19 protein-coding genes are annotated in these 21,571 nt (G+C 65.7%); 7 read left to right on the top strand and 12 right to left on the bottom strand.

Annotation, left to right across the window (positions count from 1 at the left end; translation table 11 throughout):
- The first annotated feature begins 90 nt into the window (after positions 1 to 90).
- Both L1892_RS19165 and L1892_RS19160 read left to right on the top strand, forming a co-directional pair.
- Complete coding sequence (locus L1892_RS19165; RefSeq protein WP_235725237.1) at positions 91 to 1,800, top strand: MFS transporter; 1,710 nt, start codon at positions 91 to 93, stop codon at positions 1,798 to 1,800.
- A 2-nt stretch (positions 1,801 to 1,802) separates the two neighbouring features.
- Positions 1,803 to 3,074: an SLC13 family permease gene (locus L1892_RS19160; RefSeq protein WP_235725236.1), complete on the top strand. Its 1,272-nt coding sequence runs from the start codon at positions 1,803 to 1,805 to the stop codon at positions 3,072 to 3,074.
- A 220-nt stretch (positions 3,075 to 3,294) separates the two neighbouring features.
- On the opposite strand, the gene L1892_RS19155 is transcribed toward L1892_RS19160, so the two are convergent.
- The 7 genes from L1892_RS19155 to L1892_RS19125 form a co-directional block, all read right to left on the bottom strand.
- Entirely contained in the window at positions 3,295 to 4,938 is a 1,644-nt protein-coding gene (locus L1892_RS19155) for an AMP-binding protein (RefSeq protein WP_235725235.1), read from the bottom strand.
- Between the two features lie 24 nt (positions 4,939 to 4,962).
- Entirely contained in the window at positions 4,963 to 6,141 is a 1,179-nt protein-coding gene (locus tag L1892_RS19150; RefSeq protein WP_235725287.1) for a lipid-transfer protein, read from the bottom strand.
- The gene (locus tag L1892_RS19145; protein WP_308191726.1) at positions 6,141 to 6,554 is read right to left on the bottom strand and encodes a MaoC family dehydratase; all 414 of its coding nucleotides are present in this window, start codon (positions 6,552 to 6,554) and stop codon (positions 6,141 to 6,143) included. The genes L1892_RS19150 and L1892_RS19145 overlap by 1 nt, the downstream gene beginning before the upstream one ends.
- Positions 6,551 to 7,561, bottom strand: a complete 1,011-nt coding sequence (locus L1892_RS19140; protein ID WP_235725234.1) for a bifunctional MaoC family dehydratase N-terminal/OB-fold nucleic acid binding domain-containing protein — start codon at positions 7,559 to 7,561, stop codon at positions 6,551 to 6,553. Before L1892_RS19140 ends, L1892_RS19145 begins: the two co-directional genes overlap by 4 nt.
- Positions 7,562 to 7,907: 346 nt before the next feature.
- Complete coding sequence (locus L1892_RS19135; protein ID WP_235725233.1) at positions 7,908 to 9,071, bottom strand: acyl-CoA dehydrogenase family protein; 1,164 nt, start codon at positions 9,069 to 9,071, stop codon at positions 7,908 to 7,910.
- Positions 9,061 to 10,173 (bottom strand): acyl-CoA dehydrogenase family protein, encoded by a 1,113-nt coding sequence (locus tag L1892_RS19130; RefSeq protein WP_235725232.1) that lies wholly within the window; start codon positions 10,171 to 10,173, stop codon positions 9,061 to 9,063. The genes L1892_RS19135 and L1892_RS19130 overlap by 11 nt, the downstream gene beginning before the upstream one ends.
- 119 nt (positions 10,174 to 10,292) lie before the next feature.
- Entirely contained in the window at positions 10,293 to 12,473 is a 2,181-nt protein-coding gene (locus tag L1892_RS19125; protein WP_235725231.1) for an acyl-CoA dehydrogenase family protein, read from the bottom strand.
- Positions 12,474 to 12,591: 118 nt separating this feature from the next.
- Between L1892_RS19125 and kstR the strand changes: the two genes are divergently transcribed.
- Positions 12,592 to 13,254, top strand: a complete 663-nt coding sequence (gene kstR / locus L1892_RS19120; RefSeq protein ID WP_235725230.1) for a cholesterol catabolism transcriptional regulator KstR — start codon at positions 12,592 to 12,594, stop codon at positions 13,252 to 13,254.
- Between the two features lie 99 nt (positions 13,255 to 13,353).
- Here kstR and L1892_RS19115 read toward each other — a convergent pair whose 3' ends face one another.
- Both L1892_RS19115 and L1892_RS19110 read right to left on the bottom strand, forming a co-directional pair.
- Positions 13,354 to 14,340 carry an alpha/beta hydrolase gene (locus L1892_RS19115; protein WP_372475267.1) on the bottom strand — a complete coding sequence of 329 codons (987 nt, stop codon included), beginning with the start codon at positions 14,338 to 14,340 and terminating at the stop codon, positions 13,354 to 13,356.
- A gap of 139 nt (positions 14,341 to 14,479) precedes the next feature.
- A complete protein-coding gene (locus tag L1892_RS19110) occupies positions 14,480 to 15,106 on the bottom strand; it encodes an acyl-CoA-like ligand-binding transcription factor (RefSeq protein WP_235725229.1) in 627 nt (208 codons plus the stop codon).
- 117 nt (positions 15,107 to 15,223) lie between these two features.
- Here L1892_RS19110 and L1892_RS19105 point away from each other — a divergent pair, with 117 nt between their 5' ends.
- Genes L1892_RS19105 through L1892_RS19090 form a run of 4 tightly spaced genes read left to right on the top strand, consistent with a single transcriptional unit; the run spans position 15,224 to position 18,909 of the window.
- Complete coding sequence (locus L1892_RS19105; protein WP_235725228.1) at positions 15,224 to 16,051, top strand: mycofactocin-coupled SDR family oxidoreductase; 828 nt, start codon at positions 15,224 to 15,226, stop codon at positions 16,049 to 16,051.
- Between the two features lie 51 nt (positions 16,052 to 16,102).
- Positions 16,103 to 16,957: a mycofactocin-coupled SDR family oxidoreductase gene (locus L1892_RS19100; RefSeq protein WP_235725227.1), complete on the top strand. Its 855-nt coding sequence runs from the start codon at positions 16,103 to 16,105 to the stop codon at positions 16,955 to 16,957.
- Between the two features lie 20 nt (positions 16,958 to 16,977).
- The gene (locus L1892_RS19095) at positions 16,978 to 17,913 is read left to right on the top strand and encodes an AAA family ATPase (protein WP_372475265.1); all 936 of its coding nucleotides are present in this window, start codon (positions 16,978 to 16,980) and stop codon (positions 17,911 to 17,913) included.
- A gap of 39 nt (positions 17,914 to 17,952) precedes the next feature.
- Positions 17,953 to 18,909 carry a vWA domain-containing protein gene (locus tag L1892_RS19090; protein WP_235725225.1) on the top strand — a complete coding sequence of 319 codons (957 nt, stop codon included), beginning with the start codon at positions 17,953 to 17,955 and terminating at the stop codon, positions 18,907 to 18,909.
- A gap of 106 nt (positions 18,910 to 19,015) precedes the next feature.
- Here the strand turns inward: L1892_RS19090 and L1892_RS19085 are convergent, their stop codons facing one another.
- The 3 genes from L1892_RS19085 to L1892_RS19075 all read right to left on the bottom strand — a co-directional run bounded on the left by L1892_RS19085 (position 19,016) and on the right by L1892_RS19075 (position 21,421).
- Positions 19,016 to 19,792: an enoyl-CoA hydratase gene (locus L1892_RS19085; protein WP_235725224.1), complete on the bottom strand. Its 777-nt coding sequence runs from the start codon at positions 19,790 to 19,792 to the stop codon at positions 19,016 to 19,018.
- Positions 19,785 to 20,882 (bottom strand): enoyl-CoA hydratase/isomerase family protein, encoded by a 1,098-nt coding sequence (locus tag L1892_RS19080; protein ID WP_235725284.1) that lies wholly within the window; start codon positions 20,880 to 20,882, stop codon positions 19,785 to 19,787. Before L1892_RS19080 ends, L1892_RS19085 begins: the two co-directional genes overlap by 8 nt.
- Positions 20,883 to 20,971: 89 nt before the next feature.
- Positions 20,972 to 21,421 carry a MaoC/PaaZ C-terminal domain-containing protein gene (locus L1892_RS19075; protein WP_235725223.1) on the bottom strand — a complete coding sequence of 150 codons (450 nt, stop codon included), beginning with the start codon at positions 21,419 to 21,421 and terminating at the stop codon, positions 20,972 to 20,974.
- Positions 21,422 to 21,571: the final 150 nt, after the last annotated feature.

The following is a 21,571-nucleotide window of genomic DNA, read 5'->3' as shown; positions in this document are numbered from 1 at the left end:
GCAGTGATAAATGTGTCACATGTTTCGTGGTGATCGCGCTCACCGACGACGCGTGTCATGATCACGAAAAGGCAACAGGTCGGAGGACAGATGGTGCAGACGGCAACGACGACCACGCGTGGCTTCGACCTTCGCTCGGTATGGCTGATCGCCATCGCGTGTGCGGCCGTGAGCATGGTGGTGGCCGCGATGGCCGCGCTGAACACCGCCCTACCGGAGATCGCCGTCGACACCGGCGCCGATTCCGGTCAGATGACCTGGATTGTCGACGGATACACCCTCGCGTTGGCGGCGTTGCTGTTGCCGGCCGGAGCGATCGGTGATCGGTTCGGCCGACGAGGTGTACTCATCGTCGGACTCTTCGCCTTCGCGGTCGCGTCGATGCTGCCGATCTGGATCAACGATCCGGTGCAATTGGTCGTGACTCGCGTCCTGGCCGGTGCGGCCGCCGCGCTGATCATGCCCGCGACGCTCTCGCTGATCACCTCCGGCGTGCCCGAGCATCGCCGCGCCATCGGCGTCAGCATCTGGGCAGCCGTCGCCGGTGGCGGCGCCATCGCCGGTTTCCTGGTCACCGGTGTCCTGCTCGAGTTCTTCAGTTGGCATTCGATCTTCATCACCTTCGCATCGTCGGCACTGCTCACCGCGTTGCTCAGCCTCACCATCGGCACCTCGCGCGACAGCAACCCGGGACGCTTCGACATCGCCGGGTCGGTGACGTCGATCCTGGCCGTCACCGGTGTCGTCCTCGGCCTGCTGGAGGCCCCGCATCGGGGATGGGCCGACCCGCTCGTACTCATCAGCCTGGTCGGCGGCATCGCACTGGCGGTCGCCTTCGTCGTCCTCGAATTACGGCGCTCCTCTCCACTTCTGGATGTCCGGCTGTTCACCAACCGCGCTTTCGGTTCCGGTTCGCTGTCGATCGCAATGCAGTTCTTCGCGTCGTTCGGCGTGTTCTACCTGATGCTGCAGCAACTCCAGTTGGTGTTCGGCTATACACCGTTGCAGTCGGCGTTCGCGTTGATGCCGATGGTGGTGGGCGTCGGTGTGTTCGCCTTGATCGGCAACTGGATCGCGGTGCGGTTTCATGCCCTGCGGTTCGTACTGGCCGGCGGCATCATGCTCAGCGGGATCGGCATCGTGCTGCTGGGCACGGTCGAATACGACTCCTACTGGGCTGCACTGTGGATCATCGTGTTGTGCGCAATCGGTATCGGCCTGGCGACCGCGTCGTCGACGACGGCGATCATGTCCAACACCCCGACCGACAACCAAGGTGTCGGTTCGGCGGTCAACGACACCGCGCGCGAACTCGGTGCAGCGATCGGCATCGCGGTGGCCGGAAGCATCATGGCCGCCGGCTACTCGTCAAGGATCGGGCCGGTCGCCGACAACGCGCAGGCTCAGCTGACCGCAGCTGGTGAACAACGCATCGCCGCCGGCGACCCGATCGTCGGTCAGATGCTGGTGCAGCAGGCCGGCGAAGCCGCCGAATACATCCGGCGATCGCTGGCCGAGGCGACCGCCGTCGTCGAACGACTCAGCGAACAGGCCGCGCCGCTGGCGATGCAGATCGCCGCCGACGCCCAGAACGCGTTCCTGGAACCGATGCGGCAGGGCTACATCGTGCTCGGGTCGGTGCTGATGGCGAGCGCGGTGGCGCTACTGTGGCTCGCGCCGCGTCGCGTGGTCCCAGAGCCGGACGGTGTCGATGCCACCCGTTCGACCGATGAGATCTCCGTCGGCGCAGCCATCGACACCGAGACCTCGGCGCGCCCTGAGACCAACCGCCCGGACTGAGGGTGCTGTCGTCTGACGGCGTCGTCGGCACCGTCCTCGCCGTCGCCGTTCTGGCGCTCGTTGTCGTCACAACGGTCACCGTGCGGCGCGGTGTCGCGACTGTCATCGCTGTGGCCTCGGCTGTGGCGGTGGTGGCGCTGGGTTTGACCGACGTGCCCGTTGCAGCCGATGAGATCCGTTTCATCGCACCGACGATCGCCTTTCTCGCTGCCATGCTCGTGGTGGCCGACGTCTGCGCCCGGACGGGCGTGTTCACCTGGGTCGGATGGGTGGTGGAAGGCTGGAGCCACGGGTCACCGAATCGACTGCTGCGCATCGTCTTCGTGGTCGCCGCCGTCACCACCGCGGTGTTGTCGATCGATACCACGATCGTGCTGCTGACGCCGGTCGCCGTGATCACTGCCCGCCGACTCGGTGCGCGTATCACGCCGGTCTCATACGCCGGAAATCATCTTGCCAACACCGCCTCCACCCTGTTTCCGGTCTCGAACCTGACGAATCTATTGGCGTTCAGTGCAACCGGCTTGAGTTTCCTGGGGTTTGCGGGTGTGATGGCGGCGCCGTGGATAGCGGCGATCGTGGTGGAGTATCTGATCTTCCGGTGGTTCTTCGCCGACGACCTGACGGTCAGATCACCACGTCGTAACAGGGATCCCGCAACGCCACCGCACACACCGCGCTGGGTGTTGACGTGTCTGGCACTTCTGTTCGTTGCTTTCGTGGTGTCCGAACCGTTGGGCGTGCCGCTGGCCGCGACGGCGGCGGTGGGCGCAGCGGTCATGTTGGCCCCGATGGCGTTTCGCGACCCAACAGTGACCGCGCGGCATACAGCCCGCGCGCTCAACGTCGGTTTCCTGGCATTCGTGGCAGCTCTCGGAGTGATCATCCTGCCGGTCCGCGAGGGCGCGATCGGGGACGCGGTGAGTCATCTGATCCCTACAGGCTCCGGCTTCCTCGCCATGGTCGCGGTGGCCGTGCTCGCCGCGATTTCGGCCAATGTGGTCAACAACCTGCCCGCCACCCTCCTGCTCGTCCCACTCACCGCCCATCAGCCGGCGCTGGTGCTCGCGGTGGTGCTCGGCGTGAACATCGGTCCCAACCTCGCCTACTTCGGATCGCTCGCGAACCTGCTGTGGCGGGACATCATGCGCCGCGACTCGACGGCGGCCCCGAGATCCCGGGACTACCTGCGGCTCGGCGCGCTGACCGTGCCGCCGACGCTGCTGGTCGCGGTGGTGGCGTTGTGGATATCTGTGCGCCTCGGCGGGTTGTGATCTCGCCAGGGTCTCGATACGCCACTCACTCCGTTCGCAGCTACTCGACCAGCGAAAGGGCACGCGGCCACCGGGCCACCGCTAACCCCACCAACCGCTGATCGAGTAGCCCGCGAGCCCCCAGGCGAGCGAGCGTATCGAGATCACACACGCACCAGGGTCTCGATACGCCACTCACTCCGTTCGCAGCTACTCGACCAGCAAAATGGCGCGAGCTACGTCAGTTCGCGGCGGCCGCGGGCTCGGTGGCTTCGGCGGCGGCATTCTTGGCCCACTTGTAGTCGGCCTTGCCGGCCGGGGTGCGCTTCACCTCCTCGACGAACACCACGGTGCGCGGAACCTTGTACCCGGCGAGCGATTCCCGGCAGTGGGCGCCGATGTCATCGATGGACGGTTCCACCGCATCCTCAGCCACTGCCACCACCGCTGCCACCCGTTGGCCGTACTTGGCGTCGGGCACCGGCACGACGAGCGCGTCGGCCACGGCGGGGTGGGCGTGCAGAACCGCCTCGACCTCTTCGGCGTACACCTTTTCGCCACCGGTGTTGATGCACTGTGAACCTCGGCCGAGGAAGACGATGGTTCCGTCGGCCTCGACGGTGCCCATGTCGCCGAGGATCGAGATCCGTGTTCCGTCCGGCAGGGTCGGGAAGGTCTTTGCCGTTTTGGCCTCGTCCTTGTAGTAACCCAGCGGCACGTTCCCGATCCGTGCGATGTAGCCGACGTCGCCCGAGCCGGGCTCGATCTTGTTGAGCCGCTCGTCGACCACCATCATCTTGTCGGTCGGCGGTACCCGCAGGTTGCCGTTCTCATCCATCATGATCTCGCCGTCGTTTCCCGATTCCGAGGCACCGAAGTTGTCGCGCAGCACCAGATCCGGCTTCACCGCGAGGAACCGGTCCCGCACGTGTTGGGACCAGATCGCCCCACCGGAGGTGACCGAGAACAACGACGACAGGTCGACCTCGCCCTGGCGTCGCTCGAACTCCTCCACGAGCGGCATGCCCATCGCGTCGCCGACGATCAGGATGATCTGCACCTTCTCCCGCTCGACTTCGGACACGATGGCCGAGGGTTTGAAGTCACGTTGGATGACCAGCCGACCACCGAGGGTGAAGAAGGTGAACAACGAGTACGACGCCGCGCCGTGCATCAGCGGTGCAGCGAGCAGGAACGCCATCGAGGGGAAATCCTTGACCGCGGTGGCGATCTCCGCGAGGTCCTTGCGTGCCTCACCGTAGGGGTTACCCCCGGACAGAGGTTTGCGGAAGAAGTCATCGTGCTGCCACATGACCCCCTTGGGGTACCCGGTGGTGCCTCCGGTGTAGAGCAGGTACAGCTCTTCGCCGGTGCGCGGTTCGAAGTCACGCTGCGTGGGCGTCGTCGCCGCGTCGGAGAAAGACACGATCTCCACCGACCGGTCGCCGGGCAGGTCCACCGCCGCGTCGGACAACTCGGGAGCCAGCTCGCCGATGACGAAGACCACCCGCACATTGCGCAGCTCCGGCAGGAGTTGCGCCACACTGCGCTGGTGTTCTTCCAGCTCGACGATGATCGCCCGCGAGTCGGAATTGTCGAAGATGTAGTGCAGTTCGGAGTTGGTGTACCGGTAGTTGATATTGACCGGAACGGCGCGGATCTTGAGCAGGCCCAGCAGGCTGGTGACATGCTCGACGCTGTTCTTCAGGAACAGCGACACGTTGTCGTGCGCGCCGATTCCCGACTCCGACAACAGGTGCGCGACCTGATTGGCCAGCTGGTCGAGTTCGGCATAGCTGATCTGGCGGCCCTCGTAGCTCAACGCGATCCGGTCAGGTACCGCATCGGCGACCGTCTCGAACACGTCGGCCAGATTGAACTTCATGTCGTCTCCTTGCTGCGCGCGGTGTTAGATGGTTCGGGTGAGGACCAGGCCGCTGGTCGGAACTCCGGTGCCGGCGGTGACCACGACCTGCGCGGCGCCGTCGACCTGGTTGACCGAGGTTCCGCGTACTTGCCGGACGGCCTCGGCGATGCCGTTCATACCGTGGATATAGGCCTCACCGAGTTGACCGCCGTGGGTGTTCAGCGGCAGTTGCCCACCGACCTCGAGCGCACCCGGCTCTCGCACCAGCTCTTTCGCCTCGCCCCGTGCGCAGAACCCGAGTTCTTCCAGTTGCATGAGGGTGTAGGGGGTGAAGTGGTCGTAGAGAATGGCGAGGTCCATGTCGGAGGGGCCGAGACCTGACTGTTTCCACAGTTGACGGCCGACCAGGCCCATCTCGGGCAGGCCGGCGAGGTCGTCGCGGTAGTAGCTGGACATGATGAACTGGTCGTCGGCGCTGCCGGCAGCGGCCGCCGCGATCACCGCGGGGGTGTGCGGCAGGTCCTTGGCCCGCTCCGCGGAGACCACCACGATGGCGACACCGCCGTCGGACTCCTGACAGCAGTCGAGCAGATGCAGCGGCTCGGCGATGTAGCGCGACTGTTGGTGGTCGTCGAGGGTGATCGGTTTGCCGTGGAAGAACGCGTTTGGGTTCACTGCGGCGTGTTTGCGGTCCACCACCGCGATCTGTCCGAAATCCTCACTGGTGACACCGTATTCGTGCATATAGCGCTGGGCGACCATCGCAACGAAAGCCGCCGGCGTGGACAGGCCGTGTGGATATGAGAACGCGTTGTCGGTGCCCGACGAGTTCTCTTGATTGGCCACCGCGCTGTTGACCTGGCCGAATCTCAAGCCCGATCGTTCGTTGAACGCACGGTAGGCGACGACGACATCGGCAACACCGGTGGCCACCGCCATCGCCGCCTGCTGAACCGTCGCGCAGGCCGCACCGCCGCCATAGTGGATGCGGGAGAAGTAGGTCATCTCCTTGATACCGACCGAACGGGCGACGGCGATCTCGGCGTTGGTGTCCATCGTGAATGACACCAGTCCGTCGACATCGGCCGGTGTGAGTCCGGCATCGGCGATTGCGGACTGGACCGCTTCGGCCGCCAGCCGCAGTTCGCTGCGTCCGGAGTTCTTGGAGAACTCGGTGGCACCGATGCCGGCGATGGCTGCTCTGCCCGACAAACCGCCCATCATGCACCACCCCCGATCGTCAGGGTGACCGTCGAGATCACGTGCTTGCCCAGTGAATTGGTTCCGGTCACCGACACCGTGAGGACGTCGTCGGCAATGTCGGACACCTCACCGGTGAAGGTGACCGAGTCGTAGGCGTACCACGGCACACCGAGTTTCAGATTGATCGAGCGGATGCGTGCCGATGGTCCGGCCCAGTCGGTGACGAACCGCTCCACCAGCCCGGTGTCGGTGAGGATGTTGACGAAAATGTCTTTGGACCCTTTGGCCTGTGCCAGGTCCCGGTCGTGGTGCACGTCCTGGAAGTCGCGAGTGGCCAGCGCCGTCGCCACCACGAATGTCGGCGATGCGTCGATGGTCAGCGGTGGCAACGTGTCCGCGATCCGGACCGGTTGCGGGGCAAGACTGGTCACGGCTGTCCCTTCGTTGTCGCAGGGGTCCAGGCATACAGGGTCCATGGGTCGGTTCCTGTCTCGGTGTCGGCCGGGAAGTCCAGAAACGTGACCTCCACCGCCATCCCGATCGTGACAACCGCCGGGTCGACGTCGCGGAGCTCACCCAGCATCCGGACACCTTCCTCGAGTTCCACCAGCGCCACCACGAACGGCAACTGCCGACCGGGCACCTTCGGGGCGTGGTGTACGACGTAGCTGAACACCGTGCCCCGGCCGGAGGCGACGAGGTAGTCGGTGGTGGGTACGGTTCCGTCTGCCTGGCGCGGTTTCCACGTCGCCGGAATCGGCGGGTGGCGCAACGTGCCGTCGTCGAGCTGCTGGATGCGCAGTTCATGGGACGCGACACCGTCCCAGAAGAACGCGGTGTCGCGTGATGCGCTCGGCTTGAGCATCCGGGTCGGATCGAGATCATCCGGTACTTGCGGTTCCGCCGGTTCCGCCGGTTGGGTTTTCGCCGACGGCCGGAATTTCAGGATGCGGAAAGACATCTCGGCGACCACCTCGTCACCGACCGACCACACGTTGCGGGTGGTGAAGAACCAACCTTCGCCAAGAGCCGTCTGCTTGGGGCCCACGACGTCGGTGAGATCAGACGAGATGGTGACCTGTTCGCCGGGCCGGGTGTAGCGGTGATAGACGGTGTCGCAGTTGGTCGCGACCACCGAGGTGTAACCGGCCTGATCGAACAGTTCGGTGGCACGTCCCAGCGGATCGTCGGCGGCCCGCTGTGCGTGCAGTCCGCGCATCGTCCACACCTGCGCCATCGCCGGCGGCGCGACGACCCCAGGGTGTCCGGCAGCGCGAGCGGCGTCGTCGTCGACGTAGACGGGATTGCGGTCCCCCATCGCCTCCACCCAGTTGTGGATCATCGGCTGGTTGATGGGATCTCGGCCCGCTCTGGGGGCGCTGGGTCCGTCGGCCTTGATGGCCTCAGCTGCGGAGAGGATGTCGGTGGGTGTGCTCATCATCGCCCTCGCAATCGAAGGTCGGCGGGGGTGGTCTCGATACGCCGCTCGCCTAGCGGCTCGCAGCTACTCGACCACCAGAGGGCAGCCCCCGTCCCCACCGGACGAGACACCGACCACCCGAGGGAAGCACCCGTCCGCACCAGTCGAGACACCGACCACCCGAGGACAGCCCCCGTCCCCACCGGACGAGACACCGACCACCCGAGGACAGCCCCCGTCCCCACCGGACGAGACACCGACCACCCGAGGGCAGCCCTCCGGCGGGACGAGTCCTTCCCCACCGGTCGAGTAGCCGACGAGCGGCAGCGAGGAGGCGTATCGAGACCTCGTGACACCCTCGCCCTCATCGCTTGGCCCTCGGCAATCCCAATCCGGCGGTGGCGATCATGTCGCGCATCACCTCGTTGACGCCACCGCCGAAGGTGATCACGACGTTTCGCTTCTGCTGCACGTCGAGCCAGTCGACCAACGCTGCAGTCTCGGGATCGGTGAAATCGCCGTAACGCCCGACGATGTCGTTGATCAGTCGGCAGACGTGTTGCAGCCGCTCGGTGGCGAACACCTTGGTGGCCGCGGCGTCGGCCATGGAGATCGCCTCCCCGGTCGAGGCGATCTGCCAGTTGAGGAGTTCGTTGATGCGGGCGTAGGCATCGATCTCGGCCAGGGCCCGCCGGACGTCGGAGTGCTTGGCGATGACGGTGCCGTCCGCGCCGGACTGCTGAGCCCAGGCTCGTACCCGCGCGGCGAGTCCGTCGATCCGGCCCGCGGGCCCGAGCATCACCCGCTCGTGATTGAGCTGGGTGGTGATCAGCTTCCACCCGTCGCCCTCATTGCCGACCCGCATCGACACCGGCACCTGCACGTCGTTGTAGTAGGTGGCATTCACGTGGTGCGCACCGTCGGCGGTGATGATCGGGGTCCAGCTGAACCCCGGGTCGCGGGTGTCGACGATGAGGATCGAGATGCCCTTGTGCTTCGGTGCGTCCTTGTCGGTCCGGACGGCCAGCCAGATGTAGTCGGCGTCATGGCCGCCGGTGGTGAAGATCTTCTGCCCGTTGACCACATAATGGTCGCCTTCGAGCACCGCGCTGGTGGTCAGCGAGGCCAGGTCGGTCCCCGCTTCGGGTTCGGTGTACCCGATCGCGAAGTGCACCTCACCGGCGAGGATGTCGGGTAAGAACTTTCGCTTGAGCTCGTCGGTGCCGTGTTCCTGCAACGTGGGTCCGACGGTCTGCAGGGTCACCGAGGGCAACGGGACGTCGGCGCGGACGGCCTCGTTGGTGAAGATCTGCTGTTCGATCTGACCAAAACCTTTGCCGCCGTATTCTTTCGGCCACCCGACACCGAGCCACCCGTCCTTGCCCATCTGTCGGATCACCGCGCGGTAGGTCTCGCCGTGACGTTCGGTGAGCATCACCCGCGCGTCCTCGGCGCTCACGAGATTCGTGAAGTATTCGCGCAGTTCGACCCGCAGCGCCTTCTGCTCGGGGGTGAGATCAATGAACATCTGTTGCCTGCCCTTTCGGGTCGAGACGGGCGTCGGAATCGTCGGCGATCTCGTCGAGACGGGCGTCGGGCCCGCCGACGAGCCGGGCGAGGTCCTTGGCGATCGAGAAGTACCGGTGCAACGGATAGGTCACGTCCACACCGATCCCGCCGTGCAGGTGGGTCATGGTCCGCAGGGTTGCCGGTATCTCGGTAGCCACCCAGTAGGCGGCGATTCCCAGATCCTGTGTAGCGTCGAGTCCTTCACTCATTCGCCAGGCAGCCGCGGTCGTCGATAGATCCAGTGACCGGGCGACCACATAGATGTCGGCGAGTTGTTGTCCGACGGCCTGGAACATCGCGATCGGCTTGCCGAACTGCTCACGATGGGTGACGTGGTCGGCGGTGAGTCGAGCGGCACCGGCGACGAGTCCCTGCGCATACGTTGCCAGCAGCAGGCGATACCGATCGCGAACGGCTCCGGCTTCGGTGGCGACGAGGTCGTCGGTGCCGACCGCGACGCCGTCGAAGCGCACGGTGTACTCGCCCCACCCGCTCGAGGTCGGTGTGCGCGTCATGCTCACCCCGTCCGCGTCGGAGGCCACCAACACCGCGCCATCGTCGGTGGTCACCAGCAGCGCCGACGATCCCTCCGCATGCAGGACTCCCGTCTTGATGCCGGTGAGCCGGCCGTCGCGCACGGTGGTGCGCGGCGTCTCGGTGAGGGCATCGCCGAGCTCGCCGATGGCGATGGCATGCCAGGCGCCGTTCGCCACCGTAGGCGACCACGTCCCGCGGACCGACCGCCCGGCGGCACCAAGCGCCAGGGCCGACACGAGTGATCCCACGGCTGGCGTCACAGCCGCCGACTCCCCCATGCGTCGGAGCAGGGGCAGTAGGTCGATCACGGAGACGTCGTCGCCTCCGACATCGGCAGGTAATGCGAGCGCGGCGAGTCCGGCGTCCACAACCGACCGCCACAACGCGGTGTCGAATCCGCCGGGCGCGTTGCTCTGCCGATCGCGCCGACCGAACGTGGATTCCCAGTCCGGTTGGTGCCGCGCGAATACCTCTGCGGCGGCATCACGAACTGCTACCGCCGTGTCGTCGAGGGCGAAGTCCACCCCGGTGCCTCCTTGCCACAAATTAGAACTTGTTCTAGTTGTATCAGATGGCGTGTCCGGTGTGGGAGTAATGGCCTCTCAACTGCAGATTTCCCGCGCGCTCCGGGCGTCGTCACAGGTCAGCCGCGGGGCAGACCGAGAATCCGTTCCGCGGCTGCGGTCCGCAGAATCTGCGTGGTACCCCCGGCGATGGACAGGCACCGGTTCTGCAGCAATGCGTCCGACGCGTCGGAGGCGGCCACCCCGTCGACGCCCAGCAGATCGAAAGCGAATTCCGGAACCGACTGACGATGCTGGACGCCGATCAGTTTGCGCACGCTCGACAACGCCCCCGGGTCGTGACCTTCCAGACGCCGGGTGACCGCACGGGCATCGATGACGCGACCGGTGTGGGCTTCGGCCACCAGGTGCCCGAGGCCGGCCAACTCGTCGGGAGTCAGCTCGCGGGCCATCGCCTCGGCCTGACGCAGCAGGGAATCCATCTCCTTGCCCAAGCCCGAACCGCCCATCGCCACGCGTTCGTTGGCCAGGGTCGTACGGGCCAGCCGCCAGCCGCCGTTGACCGGGCCGACGACGCACTCGTCCGGGACGAACACGTCGTCGAGAAACACCTCGTTGAAGTTCGCGCGGCCGGTGAGTTCACGCAGCGGCCGGATGTCGATACCAGAGGTGTTCATGTCGATCAAGAAATAGGTGATGCCCTTGTGTTTCGGTGCGTCGGCGTCGGTGCGCGCCAGGCACACCCCCCAGGATGCGTTGTGCGCCTGGGAGGTCCAGATCTTCTGCCCTTGCAGCCGCCAGCCGCCGTCGGCGCGAGTGGCCTTGGTACGCAACGCCGCGAGGTCCGAGCCCGCCTCGGGCTCGCTGAACAGCTGGCACCACACGATGTCGCCGGTCAGGGTCGGCGACACGAATCGTTGCCGCTGTTCGTCGGTGCCGTGTTCGAGGATCGTCGGGATCGCCCACGCGCCGATCACCAGGTCGGGCCGCTCGATCCGCGCGCGCTCGAACTCGTCGTCGATGAGCAGTTGTAGGGCCGCGCCGGCACCCAACCCATAGGGCGCGGGCCAATGCGGCATCAGATAGCCGGAATCGGCCAGTCGCGCCCGACGTCGCGACGGATCGAGGGCGGCGATGTCGTCCACTGATGCCCGGACCTCCGCGCGCCGGTCCTCGACTGCGGACAGATCGATCCGAAAGTTCCTTCGGTGCCCCGCCATTCCGAGCCGGGCGAGTTCCCGAGCCGACGACATTCCCTGGCCGATGGCGGCGCGAGCGGTCAGCGCTGCCCGCAAATAGAGATGAGCGTCGTGTTCGTAGGTGAAGCCGATGCCACCGAGGATCTGCACGCAGTCCTTGGCATTGGTCGTGGCGGCTTCGGCCGCGATGACGTCCGCCGCGCACCTGCTGACGGCGAGCTGGGCAATGACCTCCTCGTCGTCGGTCGCGAGACGTTCGTCCACCGCGCGCGCCAGATCCCATGCGACCGCGGTGAGCTCTTCGCTGCGGCAGAGCATGTCGGCGCAGATGTGTTTGATCGCCTGAAACGAGCCGATGGGTGCACCGAACTGGGTGCGCACCCTGGCGTAGTCGACGGCAGTGTCCAGCGACCACCGAGCGATGCCGCTCAGGTAGGCGGCGGTCGCGGCCGACAGACTCGCGGTGACCAGATCACCGTCCGGCAGGTCGATGAGGTCCCCACCCTGCACGCCGGTGACCTGCACCCGCGACACCGACACGGTGCCGCTGATGACGCCGTGTGCCTCGGCGGTGGTGGCACCAACGCCCGGGGGCAGGATTCGCCAGGAGACCCCGTCGCCTCCGTCTTCGAACGGGATCACCACCGCGCAGCCGTCGACGTAACCGGGCACCAGGCCCAGGTCGAGCGCACCGTCGTGCGGAGGATTTGCCGCCATCTCGGCGTACGCCGCTGCCGGAGCGACCACGGCCACTGCCCCGGAGGCGACCCGCGCAAGCAGGTCACCGGCGCGCGCGTCATCGGACCGCGAGAGCCCGAGCGCGGCAGCGACCATCGGACCGATAGGGCCAGGCACCAGGCTGATACCGCACTGCTCGATCATGGCGGCGACATCGATGAAGGTCGCACCGAAGCCGCCGGAGTCCTCGGGCAGGGCGCCCGCGAAGACACCGAACTCGGCGAGTTGCGCTAACAGACCGGTCCACTGGTCGGCAGGCTTGTCGATGTCGGCACGGACCAGTTCGGTGGTCGAGACGCTGCGCGCCCAGGTATCGATCGCGTCGCAGACGGCGATCTGTTCGCTTGACGTGGCGATTGTCACGTGAATCCTCTGTATGTCAGGTTGTGACGGGCAAATAGAACCTGTTCTAATATGCCATGGGTGTTTGCCAACCGGTAGGCACCGTTCGAACCGACCACGTGAGGATGTCTTCGAGCACATGGCACGATCTGCAGCGGCCAAGGCGCCCGTCGAGCCCGCGGCCCCCACCGCCTCGGCAGCTGGTTCAGCGTCGAGCGGCACCGAGACCGGTTCAGCGGCGCAGCGCGAACGGCGTCGTCGCATCCTGGATGCGACGCTGGCGTTGGCATCCAAAGGTGGTTACGACGCGGTCCAGATGCGCACCGTCGCCGACAAGGCCGACGTCGCCGTGGGTACGCTCTACCGATATTTTCCCTCCAAGGTGCATCTGCTGGTCACCGCCCTCGCGCGCGAGTTCGAACGCGTCGAGTCGCGAGTGGATCGCTCACAGCTGCGCGGCGACAACGCAATCGAGCGGCTGCGTCATGTGCTGGACATGATCACCTATGCGATGCAACGCGATCCGCTGCTCACCGAGGCCATGACGCGGGCGTTCATGTTCGCCGACGCCTCGGCCACTGCGGAGGTCGATCAGGTCGCCGGCATCATCGATCGGCTCCTCGCGGGCGCGATGGTCGACGACGGTGAGCCCGGCGAAGAGGATCTGGCGATCGCCCGTGTCATCTCCGATGTGTGGATGTCGAATCTGGTGCAGTGGTTGACCCGCCGCGCCTCGGCCACCGACGTCACCAACCGCCTCGAGCTGACGGTTCGGCTGCTGTTGAAGGATCGGATTCAATAGGTCTGCGGAGTCATCCGGTCTATTCGCTAGAGCCCGAACCCAACTGCTGATCGAGTAGTTCGAGCCGCTAGGCGAGAACGTATCGAGATCAGCCGCTTCCTACCGCCGCAGATCCGCCGCGATCATCGGCCACGTGCGCTTGAGGTCGGATTCCCAGTACTGCCAGGAATGCGTCCCGTTGGGTCGCGCAATCAGTTTCATCGGCACGCGCAGCGACCGAAGCCGCGCCGCCATGTCCTGGGTGCATTGGTTGACCGCCGCCTCGATCGCGCCGCCGAGCACCACCTGATTCGCCAGTACCAGCGGATTTCCCTGCACCAGTTCGGCATTCATCTGGTCGTACTTTCCTGGCAGACCCGTACCGCTGGTCATGTACACCTTGGTGCTGCGCAGCTTCGCCGCCCGGAGGTAGGGATCGTTGGCTCGCCAACCCGGTCCACCGACCGGCCCCCACATGTTGGTGAGGTTGCCCTGCCCGCGGTCGGCCACCACCATCCGGATGTAGGCCTGTCCCAGCGGATCACTGGTCCGCGCGCAGCCACTGTAGGCGGCCACCGACCGATACAACTTGGGAGCGGCGATCGCCAGGTTCAGCACCGACGTGCCGGCCATCGAGATCCCGGCGATGGCGTTGACCTTGGTGGTCTCGAACTCCTTGTCGATGAGCGGCGGAAGCTCTTTGGTCAGGAACGTCTGCCACTTGTTGCGACCCAGCACCGGATCGTCGCGCTGCCAGTCGGTGTAGTAGGAGAACGCGCCACCGATCGGGGTGACCACATTGACGTTCTTGTCGGCGAAGTACTTCACATAGTCGGTCTTGGCCGTCCAGGTGGCGGAGTCCTCACCACCACCGGCCCCGTTGAGCAGGTACAGCGTCGGACGCGGCTTGCTGGTGTTGCGCGGGCGCAGCACGGTGATCGGAATCATCTTCTGCATCGACGCCGACCACACGATCAGCGTCGTGTGCTGTGGGTTGTCGTGGATGACGGTGTCGATGCGGGAGATCGCCCGGTCTGGCTCAGGCAAGGCCGAGGCGGCGGCCGCGCCAAGCGTGAGCCCTACGGTCACCGCCGTCGCAGCGGCGATGCCGGCCAGCCACCGACGTCGTCCAACATTGTTCACGAAAAGTCCCTTCAGCCTCACCCGCCACAATTGTCACAGATGCTAACCGTTGAACAGCTCAACCAACAGCCGAAGGGCGCCTCTCGTTAGGCGTTCGTGACGGTTAACCGCCCGTCGAGCCCGACCCTCGCGGAATGACCAGGGCGAACATGGCTCGGAGACAGTCCGCCAGATCACTGCCGGGATCCGACAACCAGCGCTCATGCCCGGCCATCGAAGCAGCGAGGACCGCGTAGGCAACAGCACGGGGATGGTCCGAGTCGGCCGCAACACCTGTGCGCTCGGCGATGAAATCAGCGATCACCACGCGCCACTGCCGGTAGACAGCGTTGGCGTGTGCTTGCACCGCCGGGGCATAGAGGATCAACTCGGCCCGCCCACGAGCCCACTCGAGTTCATCACCGCGGTGATCGACGGCGGCGATGAACGCGTCTTCGACAACGTCGACGGGATCCGCGAATCGGGGCGCCGTAGCCAACAACTCGCAGAAATGCGCCATCTCCGTGTCGGACTCGACCCAGACGACATCGGCCTTCGTTGCGAAGTATCGGAAGAACGTGCGTCGACTGACACCGACTGACGCGGCGATGTCCTCGACGGTTGTCTGGTCGAACCCGTTCCTGAGGAACAAGCGCTGCGCTGCCGCGGCCAACGCATGAGCACTGGTACTGGCCGGCCGACCGCCCCGGTCCAGTTCGATATTCGCCGAAGCCCCCGCATCCTCCACCATCTGGCAATGGTCCCACTCCCCGAGCATCGGCATCGCAACAACGAGGCCTGGCGTTGTGACACTCGGTGACATATCCTCGACTTGAGATCCACATCATATATTCGGAGGGAGTTTCTGATGGGCACACTCGAGGGCAAAGTCGCCTTCATCACCGGAGCTGCGCGTGGACAGGGCCGCAGCCACGCCATCCGCCTCGCCCAAGAGGGGGCGGACATCATCGCCGTAGACGTGAGCGAGCAGATTGCAACCGTCCCCTACGACACGGCGCGTCCGGGCGACCTTGAGCAGACCGTGAAGGAGGTGGAGGCACTCGACCGTCGAATCATCGCCTCAGAGGTCGACGTCCGCGATCTCGGCGCCCTACAGAAGGCCGCAGGCGACGGAGTCGCGGCGCTGGGTCGCCTCGACATCGTGCTGGCGAATGCCGGAATCAGCACAATGGCACCGACACTCGAGATGTCCGAGGAGATGTGGGACACGATGATCGGGATCAACCTCACCGGCGTGTGGAAGACCGTGCGGGCCGCCGTTCCCCACATCGTCGAGGGTGGGCGCGGCGGTTCTGTGGTGTTGACCAGCTCACTCGCGGCAGTGATCGCATACGAGAACATCGCCCACTACTCCGCAGCCAAGCACGGACTCATCGGATTGATGCGCACACTTGCCAAAGAGCTCGGCCCACAGAATATCCGGGTCAACACCGTCCACCCCACCACGGTCGCCACGGACATGGTGCTCAATGACGCCACCTATCAACTCTTCCGACCCGACTTGGACCATCCCACGCGAGCCGACTATGAGGAAGCCGCACGGGAGATGAACACCATGCCCGTCGCCATGGTCGAACCCGTCGACATCTCCAACGCCATCCTCTATCTCGTCTCCGACGCGGGTCGCTATGTCACCGGCACCACCCACGTCGTCGATGCCGGCGGACGCCTCTGAGTTCTCGGCCGCACGCCACGACGAGCCCGGACCACACGACAAGGAGTATCGATGGGCCTCTTGGATGGAAAGACCGTACTGATCACAGGCGGAGCACGCGGCCAAGGCCGCGCACATGCGGTGACGTCGGCACGTGAAGGCGCCGATGTCATCCTGCTCGACATCACCGAGCAGATCGACTCGGCCAACTACGCCCTCGCCACTGCGGACGACATGGCCGAAACCGTTCGTCAGGTCGAGCAACTCGACCGGCGAGCATTGCCCTTCGACGCCGACGTCCGCGATCAGCAGCAGCTCGATGAAGTGGTGTCGGCGGGCATAGCCGAGTTCGGCAAGATCGACGTCCTGATCGCCAATGCCGGCATCTGGACCCGAGCGCCGTTCTGGGAGATGACCGATGCGATGTGGCAGGACATGGTGGACGTCAACCTCACCGGCGTGTGGAGGTCGGCCAAGGCGGTTACCCCACACATGATCGACCGACAGAGCGGATCGATTGTGATCACCTCGTCGGTCAACGGTCTGGAACCCGGAATGAACTACGCCCACTATGTGGCCACCAAACACGGCGTAATCGGCTTGATGAAGAACATCGCGCTGGAACTGGCACCGCATGGAATCCGTTGCAACTCGATCAATCCGGGTGCGATCCTCACCCCGATGACCAATCAGCAGGCCGCCTGGGACATGTTTGCCGGACACGAAGGCGGCACTCGCGACGATTTGATCGCCGGAGGCTACAGTTTCCACGCGTTGAAGGGAACCACGTTCATGCCGCCGGAGGTCATCGCGAACACGGCACTGTATCTGAACTCCGATCTCGCTGCCACCGTCACCGGCGTAACCATTCCCGTCGACGCCGGCCACATGTTGCTGACAGGTGTGAATCAGGAACCGGTGCAGTGACTTCGGCGACCTCGAGTACGGTGGCCCCGATCACCGACCTCGCCGCGATCAGATCCCGGATCGCGGCGCGGGTCGTGGGTCGCGAGCGTGAACTGGATCTGATCCTCGCCGCCGTTGCGGCAGGGCGGGATCTGATTCTGGAGGGACCACCCGGGACGTCGAAGAGCACCCTGCTGCGCGCGATCACCTCGGAATGGGATGTGCCCTTTGTACTGGTTGAAGGCAATGCCGATCTCACTCCCAGCCGACTCGTCGGTCATCACAACCCGTCTCGCGTGCTGCGGGAAGACTACAGCCCGGACAACTTTGTCGATGGCCCGCTGCTGCAGGCCATGCGGGTCGGCGGCTTCTTGTATGTCGAGGAGTTCAATCGTGCACCGGAGGACACCATCGACACCTTGCTGACCGCGATGGCCGAACGGGTCATCACGGTGCCGCGGGTGGGCGCGGTTGACGCACATCCGACCTTTCGCGTCGTGGCGTCGATGAACCCATACGACAACGTCGGCACCACGCGACTGTCCACATCGGTGCACGACCGCATGTGCCGCCTGGTTGTCGACTATCAGGATGCGGACGCCGAGCGCGAGATCGTCGTCCGCCGGGCTGACACTGCCTCGGTTCGGGTCTGCGCCGATGCGGTGGCGGTCACGCGGGCAACCCGCAAGCGCGACGACATCGCGCAAGGCAGCAGCGTACGCGGTGCAATCGACCTCGCGCTGGTGGCCACACAGTTGTGCGCGATGCGTCGCGTCGAGGTGCCCGAGGACCCTTCGGCCACACCATCGAGAGATCTACCCACCGACTACACGGGCGCCTTCCTCGACGCGATGCTCGTGACCTTGTCGGGACGAATCCATCTGGACGACACCGCATTCACCACCGCAGAAGGCGTTCTAACCGAGATCTGGCAGGATCACTTCCTCCTATCACCCGCGGCCGCGGAGCCGGGTTGAAGAGCCGTCGAGGCTGATTCGCCGCTGACCCGGCACGCGTTGCACCAGTCGCCTCGAGCACAACTCAAACCCCTACGTCGCAAACCCAAACAGCTCGACGAAGCTCCTGAACTGTTCATCGCAGCTCACGGCGGGGGCGGGTTGGTGCTCGCCGGATCGCCGAGCCATCGCGACGGTCGCCGCGCCGCGCCCTCCGGACCGACCGGACCGGCCGGTGCCACCGAGGAGGACGGCACCCTCGATCAGCCGCAATCGGGCACCGCAGACGGCGATGCGGACGCGCGCGCCCGCGCGCGCCGAATCGCTCGAAAGCTGGCCCTGTCCCAGGTGCTGGCCACCTCCGAAACACCTAGATCGGCCACCGGCCTATTGGCCACCCGGCGTTGGCGAGGAGATTCCGACGAGATCGACTTAGACGCCACCCTTGAGGCGGTGGCCGCCAACCCGATCCCGTCCGACGACGACATCCTGGTCCGGCAACGCGTTCGGCGCCGACGATCGGTGGTGCTGGTCGTCGACCTCTCGGGTTCGACGCGTGGCAAACAAGTTCGCGCGGCCGCCGCAACGGTGGGCGCCCTGGTCGGCGAACTCAACCGGGATGCCGTCGGCGTCATCGCCTTCTGGTCGGCGGCAGCCATCCTGTCTCCACTCGGCGAACCGGTGGAGCCCGACCAGGTGATCGACCAACTACTGTCCCTGCCCGCACGAGGACTGACCAACATCTCGTTCGCGTTGGCCACGGCCGCCGATGAACTGCGCGCAACCCCGGCGCGCGACTCCCGAGTTCTGTTGCTCAGCGACTGTGTGCACAACGCGGGGCCAGACCCGCGTTCGGTTGCCGCCTCGATGCCGCGGCTCGACGTCCTGCTCGACATCTCCGGTGAGCACGACATCGACCTCGGTCGAGACCTTGCCGCCGTCGGGCACGGACGGTGCATCCCGGTGCGCACTGATCACGATGTTGCGCCGGCACTACGGACAATGTTCGCACGGTGAGGATGTCCCACGCCGTCACCTGGTGCCCGGTTGGGCGACGCCACCCCGAATCGCCAACGCCACCTTGCTTCGGAAGCAAGGTGGCGTTGGCGATTGGGAGTATCTGTCAGGAGTGGGTGAACTTGGGCTCACGCTTCTCGACGAACGCCGCCATCCCCTCGGTCTGGTCGTCGGTGGCGAATGTCGAGTAGAACAGTGCCCGCTCGGCGCGGATCCCCTCGCCGAGGCCGGACTCGAAAGCGCGGTTGACCGCATCCTTGGCCAGTGAGGCCGCGATGAACGACTTCGATGCGATGGTCTCGGCCACTTCCTTGGCCGTGGTCAGGCAGTTCTCCTTTGGAACCACCCGCGACACCAAGCCGAGCTTGTCGGCCTCGTCGACCTTCATGTTCCGGCCGGTGAGGATCAGATCCATCGCCTTGGCCTTGCCGACCGCGCGGGTCAGGCGCTGCGAGCCGCCGATGCCCGGGATCACACCGAGATTGATCTCCGGCTGACCGAACACCGCGTTGTCACCGGCGATCAGGATGTCGCAGAGCATCGCCAGCTCGCAGCCACCACCGAGGGCGTACCCGGTCACCGATGCGATCATCGGCGTGCGCAGGCGGGCCAGATCGTCCCAGGCGGCGAAGAACTGCTCGCCAACGACGTCACTGTAGGACTTCGACGACATCTCCTTGATGTCGGCGCCGGCGGCAAATGCCTTCTCCGAACCGGTGATGACGATCGCACCGATGTCCGGATCTTTGTCGAACCCGGTTGCAGCGGAGACGACCTCAGTCATCAGCGTGGTGTTGAGCGCGTTGAGCGCCTTCGGCCGGTTCAGTGTGATGACGCCGACGCGCCCCTCACGCTCGACGATGATGGTCTCGTGCTCAGACACTCGAATCCTCCCGGGGAGCAGGGTTGATGGTCAATTCCAGACCGGCAGGCAGTGGCGCGAAGAAGGCGTCCACCTCGGCGACGGTGACGGCGGTGTGATCGGTGTGACGCCACGCCGGGTTGCGATCCTTGTCGATCACCTGAGCGCGGATCCCCTCGGCCATATCGGGGTTGAGCAGGCTGCGCATCGACACCCGGAACTCCCGCTTGAGGGTGTCGGCCAGCGTGGGTTCGGTCTGACGCAGCGATCGCAGGGTCACGGCCAGCGCCAGCGGACTTTTCGCGGCGACGGTGTCGGCGGTCTTCACGGCATCCTCGGTGCCGACGGCCCGGCATCGGTCGATGATCGCGGCGACGGAGTCGGCGGCGAACGCATGAGCTATCCACTCCCGCTGCCCGGCGATCTTCGACTCCGGGGGTTCTTGTGCGTATTTGGCGAGCGCATCGGCGAGTGAGGTCTCCCCGATGGCCCGTCGGAACGCGTCGAGATCGCCGGCAGGCACGTAGTGGTCGGCGAGACCGAGCTCGAGTGCGTCCGCACCCGATAGTTGCCCCGCGGTGAGCCCGGCGTAGACACCGAGGTTGTCCGGCACGCGGGCGAGCAGATGCGTGCCGCCGACGTCGGGCACGAATCCGATGCCGACCTCAGGCATCGCGAGCCGGGTGCGGTCGGTGACGATCCGGGTGTTGGCATGGGCAGAGACTCCGACACCGCCACCCATCACGATGCCGTCCATGATGGCGACGTAGGGCTTGGGGTAGCGCGCGATATCGGCGTTGAGCCGGTACTCGTCGGCCCAGAACAGTGCGGATGGGCACGCTGCGGCCTCGGCGTCACCGGCACCGGAGCTGCTCAGCGCCGAGGCGTCACGGTGAATGGCCACGATGTCGCCGCCGGCACACAGGCCGCGCTCGCCGGCACCGACCAGCACCACCGCGCCGACCTGCGCATCGGCCGCCCAATCGCGCAACAGCTCGTCCATGGCGGTCACCATCGGATGGTCGAGCGCATTGATCGATTTCGGCCGGTTCAACGTCAGGGTCGCGACCCCGTCGTCGATCACAGACAGCACCGACGGTTCGTCCACCATGACCAGATCTCCCTCGCGCAGATTCGTCCGATTACCCATCAGATAGTTGCATATCCTAGTAAAGGAGTACAGGGCAGGTCCCGGGCCCCTCAGACGCGGGCGCGAACGAACACCTCCATCGTCGTCGACAGGACCTCGCGGTCGTCACCGTTCACCAGGCGTCCGGCGCAGACCACCAGCGCACGACCGGGCTTGTCGAAGGTGACAGCGTCGATGGTCATCGACCCGGTGAGGGTGTCGCCCGGCCGGACCGGACGCAGAAAGGCGACGTCGACCAGGCGGCGTCCGGCGATCACCTGCCAGTGATCGAAGACCGCACTCACAGCCAACCTCTGGAACACTGCCAAGGTGTGGATGCCGCTGGCGATGAGTCCGCCGAAGGCTCCCGACTCGGCTGCCTCTCGGTCGACGTGGAAGCTCTGCGGGTCCCACTGGGCGGCGAAGTCCACCAGGTCGCCTTCGCTGATGGTGAAGGTCTCGAACTCGTGACGACGGCCCACTTCGAGGTCGTCGGCAGAGGCGCGGGATTCCGTGGTCACCGCGGTAACGCTATCGGGCGTTGCCGGATGGGATGCGAGCGGCCGGGTAGACCGCACGCAGGTGGCCTCGTTCGCACCGACGTGGCCGCCGATGCGCTTGCCGCCGATCTCTTCCGACGATCCCGGCCCTGTCACTCAGTCCACCCACCT

This window comes from Gordonia tangerina (assembly GCF_021556435.1).
GTDB classification, from domain to species: Bacteria; Actinomycetota; Actinomycetes; order Mycobacteriales; family Mycobacteriaceae; genus Gordonia; species Gordonia tangerina.
Note: the sequence above shows the minus strand (reverse complement) of the source record. Positions and strands in the feature narration are given on the sequence as shown.